This is a genomic window from Enterococcus sp. 9E7_DIV0242, assembly GCF_002140975.2.
Classification (GTDB): Bacteria; Bacillota; Bacilli; order Lactobacillales; family Enterococcaceae; genus Enterococcus_L; species Enterococcus_L clewellii.
In genome coordinates this window covers 1,582,074-1,596,451 of record NZ_CP147247.1, presented here as the reverse complement: position 1 = coordinate 1,596,451, position 14,378 = coordinate 1,582,074, and the positions used below count along the sequence as shown (strand labels likewise).

General features: G+C 41.1%; 10 protein-coding genes. All 10 read left to right on the top strand.

What is annotated here, in order from left to right; all coding sequences use genetic code 11:
- The first annotated feature begins 6 nt into the window (after window positions 1-6).
- The 10 genes from hflX (at window position 7) to A5888_RS07370 (ending at window position 14,378) form a co-directional block, all read left to right on the top strand.
- Window positions 7-1,248: a GTPase HflX gene (gene hflX, locus A5888_RS07415; RefSeq protein ID WP_086350541.1), complete on the top strand. Its 1,242-nt coding sequence runs from the start codon at window positions 7-9 to the stop codon at window positions 1,246-1,248.
- Entirely contained in the window at window positions 1,245-2,498 is a 1,254-nt protein-coding gene (locus tag A5888_RS07410) for an aminotransferase class I/II-fold pyridoxal phosphate-dependent enzyme (protein ID WP_086350429.1), read from the top strand. The genes hflX and A5888_RS07410 overlap by 4 nt, the downstream gene beginning before the upstream one ends.
- 586 nt (window positions 2,499-3,084) lie before the next feature.
- Complete coding sequence (locus tag A5888_RS07405; protein WP_086350428.1) at window positions 3,085-3,468, top strand: MerR family transcriptional regulator; 384 nt, start codon at window positions 3,085-3,087, stop codon at window positions 3,466-3,468.
- Between the two features lie 36 nt (window positions 3,469-3,504).
- The gene (gene glnA, locus A5888_RS07400; protein WP_086350427.1) at window positions 3,505-4,845 is read left to right on the top strand and encodes a type I glutamate--ammonia ligase; all 1,341 of its coding nucleotides are present in this window, start codon (window positions 3,505-3,507) and stop codon (window positions 4,843-4,845) included.
- A 404-nt stretch (window positions 4,846-5,249) separates the two neighbouring features.
- Complete coding sequence (gene nifJ, locus A5888_RS07395) at window positions 5,250-8,930, top strand: pyruvate:ferredoxin (flavodoxin) oxidoreductase (protein ID WP_339102023.1); 3,681 nt, start codon at window positions 5,250-5,252, stop codon at window positions 8,928-8,930.
- Window positions 8,931-9,269: 339 nt separating this feature from the next.
- Window positions 9,270-10,160, top strand: a complete 891-nt coding sequence (gene cdaA, locus A5888_RS07390) for a diadenylate cyclase CdaA (RefSeq protein WP_339102022.1) — start codon at window positions 9,270-9,272, stop codon at window positions 10,158-10,160.
- Complete coding sequence (locus tag A5888_RS07385) at window positions 10,157-11,275, top strand: CdaR family protein (protein WP_086350425.1); 1,119 nt, start codon at window positions 10,157-10,159, stop codon at window positions 11,273-11,275. Before cdaA ends, A5888_RS07385 begins: the two co-directional genes overlap by 4 nt.
- A gap of 33 nt (window positions 11,276-11,308) precedes the next feature.
- A complete protein-coding gene (gene glmM, locus A5888_RS07380; RefSeq protein WP_086350424.1) occupies window positions 11,309-12,667 on the top strand; it encodes a phosphoglucosamine mutase in 1,359 nt (452 codons plus the stop codon).
- 284 nt (window positions 12,668-12,951) lie between these two features.
- Window positions 12,952-13,809: an SAM hydrolase/SAM-dependent halogenase family protein gene (locus A5888_RS07375; RefSeq protein WP_086350423.1), complete on the top strand. Its 858-nt coding sequence runs from the start codon at window positions 12,952-12,954 to the stop codon at window positions 13,807-13,809.
- Between the two features lie 17 nt (window positions 13,810-13,826).
- Entirely contained in the window at window positions 13,827-14,378 is a 552-nt protein-coding gene (locus A5888_RS07370) for an ECF-type riboflavin transporter substrate-binding protein (protein WP_086350422.1), read from the top strand.

The following is a 14,378-nucleotide window of genomic DNA, read 5'->3' as shown; positions in this document are numbered from 1 at the left end:
AAAGACATGGCAAACGAGAAAGAAAAAGTGATAGTGGTTGGCGTCGAAACAGAAGAGAACAGTGCACAATTTGAAGATTCCATGAAAGAGCTGAAAAACCTGACAGAAACGGCACAAGGTGAAGTCGTTTTTAGTCTGACGCAAAAACGCCCGAGAGTCGATCGTCAGACCTTGATCGGAAAAGGAAAGCTACAGGAGCTGATCGATTTTGCAGATGCCTATGAGGCGGATGTTATCATTTTTAATCATGAAATGACTCCGAGACAAAATCAATTAGTTTGTGAAGCACTTGGGATTCGCGTTATCGATAGAGTACAGTTGATTTTAGATATCTTTGCACTGCGTGCCCGTTCGAGAGAAGGAAAGCTGCAGGTGGAATTAGCTCAGCTGAACTATTTGTTGCCACGGCTTATTGGACAAGGAAAGCATTTGTCTCGTCTTGGCGGAGGAATTGGAACGAGAGGGCCGGGTGAAACCAAACTGGAATCGGACCGTAGACATATTCGCAACAAAATAACTGTAATCAAAAGAGAATTAAAAGAAGTAGCTGCTCACAGAGAACGCAGTCGTCAAAAACGGCAAACGGCAGATATTTTTCAGATTGGACTGGTTGGCTATACGAATGCTGGTAAATCGACCATTATCAATTTACTAACAGCAGCTAAAACATACTCTGAGGATCAACTGTTTGCGACATTGGATCCGCTAACAAAAAAATGGCAGATGCCTAATGGAATGGTTGTCACGATCACAGATACGGTTGGATTCATTCAGGATCTGCCGACGCAACTGATTGAAGCTTTCCAATCGACCTTAGAGGAAAGTCGTGAGATGGATCTGTTGTTACATGTGGTAGATGCCAGCGCTTCGAATCGATTGCAGCATGAGCAAACTGTCACTGCGTTGATGGAGGAGTTGGATTTTGGTACAATTCCTGTCTTGACCGTTTACAACAAAAAGGATTTAATCGATAAAGATGAGTTTACCCCTACGTTATTTCCGAATGTTTTGGTTTCAGCGAAGGAAAGCCAGGACAAAGAAATACTAATTAGTCGTATCAGAGAAAAGATGATGGAGCTGCTATCACCGTACGAGTTGACTTTAGGAGCAGATCAAGGGCAGGCATTGAGTGAACTGAAGCGACAGACCATTGTTCTTTCAGAAGAATTTTTAGAGGCTGAGAACAGCTATCAGGTTCGGGGATTTGCGAAAAATGAATCGAAATGGGTAAGGAGAACAGAGGAATGAGCTGGACAGAAGAGCTTCATCCAGAACTGATTACAAAGCTGGAGCAGGTAGAACAGAAAATTGCTCCACAGATAAAAAAGCTGCAGACAGTTGCCTTGAACAATCAAGCGAAAGTCCTGCAAGCTTTTCGGAATCAGCGCATATCGGACACTCATTTTATGCCGGTAACAGGTTATGGATATGATGACATGGGGCGAGATGCCTTGGAAAAAGTGTATGCAGAAGCTTTTGGTGCAGAGCATGCGTTGGTTCGCCCTCAGATGATTTCCGGGACACATGCGATTGCAACGGCCCTTTTTGGAATTTTACGTCCGGGAGATGAACTGCTGTATATAACCGGTACCCCTTACGATACCTTACTGGAAGTGATAGGACTTGCTGGAAATGGGATCGGTTCGATGAAAGAATATGACATTCATTATGACCAAGTTGATCTGCTGACTAGTGGTGAAGTTGATTTCGAAACGGTTAGAAAAAAGATGAAGCCACAGACAAAGGTTATTGGTATTCAACGTTCCAGAGGCTATGCGGACAGACCTTCTTTCACGATCGATAAGATTCGTGAAATGATTCAGTTTGTTAAGCAAATCGATCCAACCATTATTGTGTTTGTCGATAACTGTTATGGTGAGTTCGCTGAGGAAGTAGAACCAACACAGGTTGGAGCAGATCTCATGGCAGGATCATTGATTAAAAATCCCGGTGGTGGGATAGCAAGAACAGGCGGCTATTTAGCTGGGAAAAAGGACTTGGTCGAACGTTGTGCCTATCGATTGACTACGCCGGGAGTCGGTAGCGAGGGTGGCGCGATGCTTTATTCCGTATATGAGATGCTGCAAGGCTTCTTTTTAGCGCCTCACGTGGTTAGTCAAGCAATTCAAGGAGCAGTATTTACAGCTGCTCTATTAGCAACCTTTGGTATTGAATCCACACCGAAATGGGATGAGCATAGGACAGATTTAATTCAAATGGTCGAGCTGAGAGAGAAGGAAGCGATGATTACATTTTGTCAGGCAATTCAAAAATTTTCTCCGATAGACAGCTTTGTTGCACCGATTCCATCCTATATGCCTGGCTATGAAGATGACATCATTATGGCGGCAGGCACCTTTGTACAAGGGGCTAGCATGGAGCTGAGTGCGGATGGTCCTATCAGGCCGCCGTATATGCTCTATGTTCAAGGTGGCTTGACTGCAGAGCATGTGAAGATTGCTGTAACAAATGCTGTAAATGACGTATTTTATTCATAATCAAAAGCAAATCTGCCTACTTCAGCATTGTATATTGTAGTAATCAATTAAAGCATGGGGGTCTGGGACATAAATATTTTCCCAGACTTTTCATGTGCCTCAATCTAAATAAGCGGTGTGACAGAAGCAGCTTATTGCTTAGAATCACTGTGATTGTCCTTTTGAGCAGAGCAGATGATGAAAAGTACCTACTTTTGTTGCTTGAAGCTAAGCGCTTTGGCACAATCTTGAAACGTATCAGAAGAATCGATCTCTTATAGAGGAGAGCTTGATCCTGATACGTTTTTTTTATTATTGGTCTATTGGGGAGAAAGAGTGGGCCGATCAGGGACGACCTCTTAGAACCAATTAACAAACTTTTTAGTAACTAAACAATGGAGAAACAGGCGACTAATTTTAAAAGTGAGCAAAGTGATTTCTGCGTCATCTGACTTATTTATTGAGATAGCCCATTCCTCACACAACCTTGTTATAAATTTTCTAAACCCGAACAAAATAAATTTAATGTGAGGAAACCTAACATTAATCATTGACAAGAGAAAAAAGTGCTGTTATTCTTATAGGCAACTAAGAGAGGGGGGTGGATATGAGAGAAAAAGAGTTAAGAAGATCAATGTCGGTTTTTCCGATTGGTACAGTTATGAAGCTGACTGATTTATCGGCACGTCAGATTCGATATTACGAAGAGCAGGACCTGATTCATCCGGAAAGAAGCGAAGGAAATCGTAGAATGTATTCTTTAAATGATATTGATACTTTACTGGAAATCAAAGATTATCTGTCAGATGGCTTAAACATGGCGGGAATCAAACGTGTTTACACAATGAAGCTGGAAGAACAGAAAAGCATGGATACATCTGGTAAGCCTCTGACTGATGAAGATGTTCGGAAAATTTTATACGACGAGATTCTTTCTCAAGGAGGACTTACTCAACAAAATCCATTCCAATCGCAAGGCCCGAAATTATAGTTTCGGATAAAAAAATGAAGGACGTGAAGGGAACTTATGACAAAAAAACAAAAGACTGTAGAAGATATCAAACGAATTGCTGAAGAAGAGAATGTTCGATTTTTAAGACTGATGTTTACGGATATCATGGGGACAATCAAAAATGTTGAAGTACCCGTGAGTCAGCTGGAAAAAGTACTCAGCAACAAAATGATGTTTGACGGTTCTTCTATTGAAGGATTTGTGCGAATCGAAGAAAGTGATATGTACTTGTATCCTGATTTATCTACATGGATGATATTCCCATGGGAAAGTGATCATGGAAAAGTTGCTCGTTTGATTTGTGATATCTATAATCCAAATGGTGAGCCCTTCGCAGGCGATCCTCGTGGGAATCTGAAACGTGCGCTTGCAGATATGAAAGAATTAGGATTTTCTTCGTTTAACTTGGGTCCAGAACCGGAATTCTTCCTGTTCAAGCTGGATGAAGATGGTGAAATTACAACGGATCTGAATGATAGAGGCGGATATTTTGATTTTGCCCCGACGGATCTAGGTGAAAATTGTCGTAGAGATATTGTATTGGAATTGGAAAGTCTGGGCTTTGAAGTAGAGGCTTCTCATCATGAGGTAGCACCAGGTCAGCACGAGATCGATTTCAAGTATGCAGATGTTGTGGAAGCTTGTGACAACATCCAAACATTTAAACTGGTTGTAAAAACAATTGCCAGAAAACATGGCCTTCACGCAACATTCATGCCGAAGCCGTTATTCGGGATTAACGGTTCCGGGATGCACTGTAACATGTCCTTATTTACAGAAGAAGGCAATGCCTTCTTTGATGAAGCTGGCCCAATGCAGCTTAGTCAAACAGCATATTACTTCTTAGGTGGTCTACTGAAGCATGCTCGTGCTTATACAGCGGTTTGTAATCCAACAGTCAACTCTTATAAACGTCTGGTTCCGGGGTATGAGGCTCCTGTTTATGTAGCTTGGAGTGGAAGAAATCGTTCACCGCTAGTACGTGTACCGGAGTCAAGAGGCTTGTCTACACGTTTAGAGCTACGTTCGGTTGATCCATCTGCCAATCCATATTTGACAATGGCTGTACTGCTTCAGGCAGGGTTGGATGGTATCAGAAATGAAATCACACCGCCAAAAGCAGTAGATAGAAACATCTATGTAATGAATGAAGAAGAAAGAAAAGAAGCGCAGATCGAAGATTTACCATCAACAATTCATAATGCGATCAAAGAGCTACGCAAGGATGAAGTAATGAAAGATGCGTTAGGCGAACATATCTATGCAAACTTTGTTGAGGCGAAACGTATGGAATGGGCGGCCTTCCGTCAAACTGTTTCTGAATGGGAAAGAGAACAGTATTTGGAGCTATATTAATTAAGTAATAAAAAATTTTATCGCACTCTCGATTACAATCACTTACTAAGTGATTGCAATCGAGGGTATTTTTTTGTACTTGAAGACCATGTTTGTATTTATTGGTAATTCCATTGAAATTATCAGCAAATATTAGTGTTTTCTTGGATTATGAATCTTTTTCACAGATTTTAGTAAAAAAGATTGAACATAAAAGATGTGCGATTTATCAAGATGAAAGCTTGGTTTATTAGACAAAAAAGATATTTTCTTATGAATGAAACAGAATGGAAAAGTATGGAATATTGAAAGTTTGTGAAAAAATTCAATAAAATGTTTCATTGTTTGCTTCTATCCGTTATAATAGATGAGGAATGAATGTTTAAATAACTTTACTTTTAATAGATAGAAGGATGATTATTCGTATGCGTAAAATGAAAACAATGGACGGAAATACTGCAGCAGCATATATCTCATATGCGTTTACAGAATTGGCAGCTATTTACCCGATTACACCAAGTTCAACAATGGCCGAGTTGGTTGACCAGTGGGCATCAGAAGGAAAACTGAATTTATTTGGTCAACCAGTCAAAATCGTTGAAATGCAATCTGAAGCCGGGGCGGCTGGAGTGGTTCATGGCTCACTAAAATCTGGAGCAATGACGACCACTTATACAGCTTCTCAAGGGTTGTTGCTGATGATTCCAAATATGTATAAAATTGCCGGAGAGCTACTTCCAACTGTTTTTCATGTAGCAAGTAGAGCAGTAACAACTGGAGCTTTAAATATTTTTGGCGATCATGGGGATGTTATGGCAGCTCGTCAAACAGGCTTTGCAATGTTGTGTGAAAGCAGTGTACAGGAAGTGATGGATCTGTCGCCTGTTGCACACTTGGCTTCATTAGAAGCAAAAGTACCATTTATGAACTTTTTCGATGGATTTAGAACAAGCCATGAAATTCAAAAAATTGAAGTGATCGATTATGATGAATTGCTTCCTCTGGTAAATCAAGAGGCGTTGGCTGATTTTAGAGAGCGGAGTATGAACCCAAACCATCCTTCGGTCAGTGGAACAAACCAAAATCCGGATATTCACTTCCAACAGCGTGAAACAGTTAATCAATATTATGACAAGCTGCCGGAAATTGTTCAATCCTATATGAAGGAAATCAATCAACTACGTGGAACCAATTATGACCTAGTGACTTATTATGGAGCAGAGGATGCTGAAGAAGTCATCGTCTCTATGGGATCAGTGGCGCAAACGATCGAGCAAACCGTGGATCATTTAAACGCTCAAGGAAGAAAGGTCGGTTTTTTGAATATTCACTTGTATCGTCCGTTTCCAATTGATACATTTTTAGAAAAGATGCCTGCGACAGTGAAATCAATTGCTGTGCTTGATCGCACGAAAGAACCAGGTGCTGGTGGTGATCCATTGCTTCTGGATGTTCAAAGTGCTTTATATGAGTCCACACTTCGTCCGGCAATCGTTGGTGGTCGTTATGGACTAGGGTCAAAAGATGTTTTACCAAATCAAATCATCGCTGTGTATAATGAATTGTTGAAGGAAGAAAGCAGTCGTAAGTCTCGTTTCACATTAGGAATCGTCGATGATGTGACTGAAACCTCTTTAGATTCAGGCCAAGCGGTCGATTTGACTGATGCACAGACCTATCAAGCGAAATTCTGGGGCTTTGGTTCTGACGGAACTGTGGGTGCCAATAAATCAGCAATCAAAATCATTGGAGATCATACAAATAAATATGCGCAAGGCTACTTCCACTATGATTCAAAAAAATCAGGTGGACTGACTGTTTCTCATCTACGTTTTGGGGAGACTCCGATTCGGTCGACCTATCTCATTGAGCATGCAGATTTTATTGCCTGTCATACAGCGGCGTATTTGAATACCTATGATTTATTGAAAGGCTTGAAAAAAGGCGGAACCTTCCTGCTCAATACGATTTGGAATGATGAACAGCTTGAACGGTTCTTACCTGCAAAGATGAAGAAGTACCTTGCGGAAAATGAGATTCGCTTTTATACGATCAATGCAGTCAAACTGGCAACGGAGGTTGGTTTGGGCGGAAGAATCAACACTGCGATGGAAACAGCATTCTTTAAGCTTGCTGATATCATGCCTTTTGAAGAAGTATTACCTATTTTGAAAGATGAAGCACTGAAAAGCTATGGGCATAAATCGATGGCTGTTGTTGAAAAAAATGTGGAAGCGATCGATCGTACCGTGGAACTGTTGCATGAAGTAGAGGTGCCGGAAGATTGGAAAGACTGTGAAATTAAGATTGCAACACCAAATATGGATGTTTCAAAATATATTCGTGAAATCGTTGAACCAATCAATCGTCAGGATGGGAATGATCTTTCTGTTGGAGCTTTGGTCAATAATGGTATGACAGATGGGCGGATGCCTTTAGGAACAACAGCTGTAGAAAAACGCGGGATTGCTTTGGAAGTGCCGGAGTGGATCAGTGATCGCTGTACGATGTGTAACGAATGTTCCTTTGTCTGTCCACATGCGGCTATTCGACCATTTCTTGCAGATGAGGAAGAAATGGGCGCAGCACCTGAAGGCTATATCGTGCGAGAAATGCGTGGCGCAGATGGTTTGAAATACCGTATTCAGGTTTCTGTAGAAGATTGTACAGGCTGTGGTCTCTGTGTTGAAGCGTGTCCGGCTAAAGGAAAAGCCTTGGTAATGAAGCCATACAACGAACAAAAAGAGCAAGCCATGAATTGGGCCTTCTCTATGACCTTGAGACAAAAAGAAAATCCGGCGAAGCCGAATACGGTTCTCGGTTCACAATTTAATAAACCTTTACTTGAATTTTCAGGTGCTTGCTCGGGTTGTGGGGAAACACCGTATGTTAAATTGCTGACACAAATGTTTGGTGATCGGATGATGATTGCCAATGCAACAGGTTGTTCTTCTATCTGGGGAGCGGCAGCACCTGTGTCACCTTATACTACAAATGATGCTGGACAAGGTCCGGCTTGGTCTAATTCCTTATTGGAAGATAATGCAGAATTTGGCTATGGGATGTTTTTGGCCGCGCAAACAAGAAGAGAATATCTGGCTGTTGCAATGACTGAAGCGATGAGCGAAGCATCAACTGAGCTGAAGCTGCTGATGGAAGATTGGCTGGCACATATGGTTGACAGTGAAGGAACACAGCAACGGGCTGCGAAGCTGACAGCTGCTTTAGAAGCTGAAAAATCCGGTCATTCGTTACTCGAAGCTATTTATGAAGATCGGGACCTGTTTGTGAAGCAAAGCCAGTGGATGATTGGAGGCGATGGCTGGGCATACGATATCGGTTTTGGTGGTATCGATCATGTGTTGGCAAGTGGTGCAGATGTCAATATGCTTGTTTTGGATAATGAAGTCTATTCCAACACGGGTGGGCAAACATCGAAAGCAACACCAGCTTCAGCGATTGCGAAATTCTCTGCTAGCGGGAAATATATTTCCAAAAAGGATTTGGGCATGATGGCCATGACCTATGGAAATGTGTATGTTGCACAAATTGCTTCAGGGGCAAATCAAATGCAGACGATCAAAGCTTTTGAAGAGGCTGAAAAATTCCCTGGACCATCCCTCATTATTGCTTATACGCCATGTATCGCTCATGGGCTGAAAGGTGGTATGAGCCAAACTTTACTAGAGGCAAAAGAAGCGGTTCAATCAGGTTATTGGTCACTGTATCGTTACAATCCTGAAATGAGAGAAAAAGGGAAGAATCCAATGACTTTGGATTATAAAAAACCGAATTTTGATGAAATGAAAGGCTTTATGAGAAAGCAGGTCCGTTTCTCCGCACTGGAATCTACACAGGCAGAGTACGCAGGGAAGCTGTTTGATAAGACCGTAAACGATGCGAAAAATCGTTTCTACAGTTATGCTCGTGTGGCTGGTCAGGAAGAAAAGATTCGTGCGAGACTGGAAAAATCAGCAGCGGAATCTGGTACGCAGCCGACGGAAAAACCAGTACGTGAAAGAAAAGAACGTGTCAAAGATCCGGAAGCAGATGCACGTAGAGCGGCGCGTCGAGCAGAACGGGCTGCGCGAAGAGAAAAAGAATAGCATAAAAACAGAAGCTTTTGAAGAGGTTGGGCCAAAAGTGGTCTGCTTCAAGAAATAAGCCGTAGTATATGAAAGTGATCACTCACATTTTCAGAATACTACGGCTTATTTCCGAAGAGCCTTGAAACACAGTGGTTACCCACCGTTTATTCAGTTTTAGGTGTATAGAGGAGTGCGGGACTGAATTATGTTCCACGCTTTTCTTCAAAAGCTTTTTTATTTCGAAAAAACTATGTCCTATTTCATAAAAGTTTCTTTCAATTTTCAGTATTCTGTAATCCCTAAAAAATTTATGCTATACTAAAAAAAGGAAATCTTCAGAGAGAAGTGATAACTTATATGACAGCTTTTCAAATCAGTCAATTTTTTGATGTAAGCTATTGGCAGAAATTTACGTCCAATGACTTGTTGTCCAGTAATTTTATTATAAATATTATTGATGTTTTAGTCGTATGGTACTTAGTATATAAGCTGATCATGCTTGTAAAAGGAACAAAAGCCGTTCAATTATTAAAAGGTGTAGCAGTCTTTATTATCATTCGAATGATAAGTGAAATCATTGGATTGCACACGCTGTCTTGGTTAATGAATCAGGTCATTATGTATGGTGTGATTGCAGCGGTGGTAATTTTTCAACCAGAGGTCCGGCGAGGCTTGGAACATTTGGGTCGAAGCTCGTTTTTCAAAGCGTCTAAAAGTGAGCAGCAGGAAGATGAGAAGATGATTCTCGCATTTGATAAGGCCATTCAATATATGTCCAAACGGAAAATAGGTGCGTTGATAACTGTTGCCAGAAATACCGGGTTAGAGGAGTATATTGAAACAGGGATCAGTTTGGATGCTGATGTCACAGGCGAACTATTGATTAACATCTTTATACCAAATACACCTCTCCATGATGGTGCTGTGATTATTGAAGAGGGAAAAATTGCCGTTGCATCTGCTTACCTACCGCTGTCAGAAAGTAATTTGATTCCAAAAGAATTTGGTACGAGGCACAGAGCAGCAGTTGGAATCAGTGAAGTCAGCGATGCAGTGACCATTATTGTATCTGAGGAAACCGGTGATGTCAGTTTGACACTGAATAACGAATTAATTCCTAGACTGACACAAGAAGAGTACTTAAAAATTCTTAGGGAAGAGCTTGTTCCGGACGAAGAAAAGAAAAGTCGTAAAAATATCCTCCAGCACTTTATTGACGGTGTGACTAAGGGAGGGAAAAAGAAATGAAAAAGGCGTACCAAAGCAACTGGTTCTCCGGCTTGCTTGCTCTATTATTCGCCCTACTTCTTTTTTTCAATGCGAATTCAGAAGGAAATTCCGGGAACACGGCAACAACCAGCCAAATTTATGATGAAATGATTTATAATGTACCCGTCCAATTGAAGTATGATGAAGAACAGTATTTCGTTTCTGGTTATGAAGACACTGTGGCCGTTCATCTGAGTAGTGCCAACAGAATTCAGTTGAATTTAGAGACCAATGAAGATACTCGAAATTTTCAAGTAGTGGCGGACTTAACCAATACTTCCGTAGGTACTACTGAGGTGCCTTTACGAGTAACAAGTTTAAGCTCTGCAGTCACAGCTGAGCTGGAAACTAAGACAATCACAGTGACAATTGAAAAGAAAGCAACGAAAAAATTTGAAGTAGAAGCAAAAATACCTGACAGCTTTGATGCCGAAGGGTATAAGGTTGATACGGTTTCTATCAGTCCGAAAAATGTGGAAATCACCACCGGAGAAGAAACAATGGCAGAGATCGCTCAAGTAGTGGCACCATTGACAAATGTAAACCAATTGACGGATACGATCAATCAAACGGTGAATGTACAGGCTCTGGACAGTAAAGGCCAGGTGCTTAGTATTGAGAATCCGGCGCCTCAAGTGAAGGTGACTGTGAAGCTGTCGTTACCGAAGAAAGAAGTTGCTTTACGCTTTATAGCTTCCGGAACACCACCGTCTGATGTGAATAGCTTCTCGTTTGATGCGGAGACAAATGTTGTGGAAATCAGTGGGTCAAACTCTGTTTTGGAAACAATCGATACAATCGAAGTACCGATAGATGTCAGTAACATTCGAACATCGATCAAGCAGACGATCACGATTCCAAGTACTGGTGAATACACAGTAGAGCCTAGCCAGGTAGAAGTAACAATCAATCCAGTTTACTCAAGGTCGGGAACCAGTGAATCAACCAATTGGGGGATCACGGATAGCTCTGGTACCACACAAGGAAACAGGAGCAGTTCAGAGCGGTCTGAATCAAGAACAAGTACTGAAAGTGATCGTTCAACAGGAACATCAGAGACCAGTCAGCAATCAACCGAACAGAGTACAAATTAACCAAACTAATTAGTGATTAAGGAGAATTAAGTGATGGGTAAATATTTTGGAACAGATGGTGTCAGAGGAATTGCGAACAAGGAATTGACACCAGAAATGGCATTTAAGCTAGGACGTTGCGGTGGCTATGTATTGAGTCAGCATGCAGCAGATGATTCACGTAAACCTAGAGTTCTAGTTGGGCGAGATACACGAGTATCAGGACAAATGCTTGAACAAGCACTTATCGCAGGCTTATTATCTGTCGGTATTGAAGTCTTTCAATTGGGCGTTATTGCTACTCCGGGTGTTGCTTATCTCACTCGTTTGCAGAAAGCCTCTGCAGGTGTCATGATTTCTGCTTCTCATAATCCGGCAGAAGATAACGGAATTAAGTTCTTTGGATCAGATGGGTTTAAACTAGTTGACGATCAAGAGCTTGAAATCGAAGCGTTGTTGGATGCTGAAGAGGATGCACTGCCACGACCATCAGCTGAAGGATTAGGAACAGTAGAAGAGTTTCCGGAAGGATTGTTGAAATATTCTCAGTTTCTTGTACAAACAATTCCAGGAGATTTATCTGATTTGACTGTCTGTATTGATGCAGCAAATGGTGCAACAGCTACATCTGTTAATCGTCTGTTTGCTGATTTAGACACGGACTTTTTCACGATGGGAACTAGTCCTAATGGTTTGAACATCAATGATGGTGTTGGTTCGACACATCCGGAAAAATTAGCAGAGTTTGTACTTGAAAAGGGTGCGGACGTTGGTTTGGCTTTTGATGGAGATGGGGACCGCCTGATTGCAGTAGATGAGCTTGGAAATATTGTTGATGGTGACAAAATCATGTTTATCTGTGCAAAATACTTGTCTGAAAAGAAACGTTTGAAGAAAAATACAATCGTAACAACAGTTATGAGTAATCTTGGCTTCCGTAAAGCTGTGGAAGCAGAGGGAATGTCTGATGTGATTACCCAAGTTGGGGATCGCTATGTTGTTGAAGAGATGAAGAAAAATGATTACAACTTTGGTGGAGAGCAATCCGGTCACATGATTTTCTTGGATTACAATACGACGGGTGATGGGATGCTTTCTGGTGTTCAATTATTGAACGTGATGAAACAGACTGGCAAAAAATTATCCGAGCTAGCTTCTGAAATTACTGTATACCCGCAAAAGCTGGTAAACATTCGTGTGACGAATAAAAATAACGCGATGGATGTTCCTGCAATCAAAGCAATCGTTGAATTGATGGAGCAGGAAATGAATGGTGATGGACGAATTTTAGTTAGACCTTCAGGTACAGAACCGTTGCTTCGTGTCATGGCTGAAGCGCCGACAAAAGAAAAAGTAGATTACTATGTAGATACGATTGCAGAGGTTGTACAGGCTGAAATTGGGATGGATTAAAAGCAGTCCTTAAGCAAAATACTTTTTCTTATAGAAGACTGATTATTCAATTTTTAGAGAGTCGAGGCATTGAGTTTGATGCCAGGCTCTTTTTTAGTTTTAAACTTAATCACTTGTAGCTGTTCAAGCAGGCATTCTGAACTTTAAAAAAATAGTTCGGGAGTATGTTTTCATATCCCGAATGATTTTCATATTTCTTGTTTGATTGTCCGTTAATCTTATGATACGATTGGAGCTGAATTTATAATATACTGATTTTTCAGATTAATGAAGGAGCTGACAGTGTGGGAAAATATTTAGTATTACAGACGGATTTTGGTCTGGGAGATGGTGCAGTCAGTGCGATGTATGGTGTTGCACACATGGTCAGCGATGAGATCGTCGTGGAGGATCTGACACATGAGATTCCCCCGTATGACATTTGGGTCGCTTCGTATCGTTTGTATCAGACGGTGAAGTATTGGCCGAAAGGGTCAGTTTTTGTTTCAGTTGTTGATCCAGGAGTAGGAAGTACAAGAAGAAGTATTGTAGCAAAAACAGTTTCCGGTCATTATATCATTACGCCGGACAATGGTTCATTGACACATATTCATCATTACCAAGGAATTGAAGAAATTCGAGCGATTGATGAAGTGAAAAGCAGATTGCCTCATTCAGAAGAAAGTCATACATTTCATGGACGCGATATTTACGCTTATAATGGTGCGCGTTTAGCTCATGGAGAGATCGAGTTTACTGAGCTGGGCAGTGTTGTAACAGCAGATACGTTAGAGCTTCTGCCGCTGATTGAAGCAAAACGAAATAGTGGTATTTTAGAGGGGAGTATTGATGTTTTAGATGTCCGTTTTGGCTCTCTATGGACCAATATCCCATTGGATTTCATGAAGCAAGAACAAATAGCTCATGGGGATAATCTACAGGTTACGATTTTTCATCAAGGAAAAAAAGTGTATCAGAATATTATGCAGTTTGCGAAATCATTTGCAGATGTCCATATCGGAGAACCTCTGGTATATGTCAATTCATTAGTCAATATCGGTGTTGCAGTCAATCAGGATTCTTTTTCTGATTTATATCATATCGGCACAGGAACAGAATGGACGATTCAGTTGAGAAAAGCGCCAAAAATTATTTTTGAATAGAAGCAGGAGTGAAAAAAATGAAAAAAGATTTTTCAGTTAAAACAATTGTTGCGATAGGAATCGGTTCCGCTGTGTTTGTCATTTTAGGTCGTTTTGCAGTTATCCCAACCGGATTTCCTAATACGAACCTAGAAACAGCCTATCCATTTCTAGCATTGATGTCTGCCTTATTTGGACCAATTGCCGGTGGCTTGATTGGTCTGATCGGTCATACCTTGAAAGATTTTACTACGTACGGAAGTGCTTGGTGGAGCTGGATCATTTGTTCTGGAATTATTGGACTTGTCTATGGATTTGCAGGAAGAAAAATGGATTTGGAGCATGGTGAATTCACAAAGAAAGACATGATCACCTTCAACATTTATCAAGTCATTGGTAATGCGGTGGTTTGGGGACTGATTGCGCCAACTTTGGATGTGCTGATTTACAGTGAACCTGCGAGTAAAGTGTATACGCAAGGAGGAATCGCAGTGGTATCGAACGTGATAGCTGTAGGTGTTATCGGAACATTATTGATGAAGGCTTACGCAGCAACACGAACGAAAAAAGGAAGTCTGTCAAAAGACTGA

Bases quoted from the DNA above. Each gene is read 5' to 3' on its own strand.
- hflX (WP_086350541.1), top strand. From the start codon at position 7: ATGGCAAACGAGAAAGAAAAAGTGATAGTGGTTGGCGTCGAAACAGAA.
- A5888_RS07410 (WP_086350429.1), top strand. From the start codon at position 1,245: ATGAGCTGGACAGAAGAGCTTCATCCAGAACTGATTACAAAGCTGGAG.
- A5888_RS07405 (WP_086350428.1), top strand. From the start codon at position 3,085: ATGAGAGAAAAAGAGTTAAGAAGATCAATGTCGGTTTTTCCGATTGGT.
- glnA (WP_086350427.1), top strand. From the start codon at position 3,505: ATGACAAAAAAACAAAAGACTGTAGAAGATATCAAACGAATTGCTGAA.
- nifJ (WP_339102023.1), top strand. From the start codon at position 5,250: ATGCGTAAAATGAAAACAATGGACGGAAATACTGCAGCAGCATATATC.
- cdaA (WP_339102022.1), top strand. From the start codon at position 9,270: ATGACAGCTTTTCAAATCAGTCAATTTTTTGATGTAAGCTATTGGCAG.
- A5888_RS07385 (WP_086350425.1), top strand. From the start codon at position 10,157: ATGAAAAAGGCGTACCAAAGCAACTGGTTCTCCGGCTTGCTTGCTCTA.
- glmM (WP_086350424.1), top strand. From the start codon at position 11,309: ATGGGTAAATATTTTGGAACAGATGGTGTCAGAGGAATTGCGAACAAG.
- A5888_RS07370 (WP_086350422.1), top strand. From the start codon at position 13,827: ATGAAAAAAGATTTTTCAGTTAAAACAATTGTTGCGATAGGAATCGGT.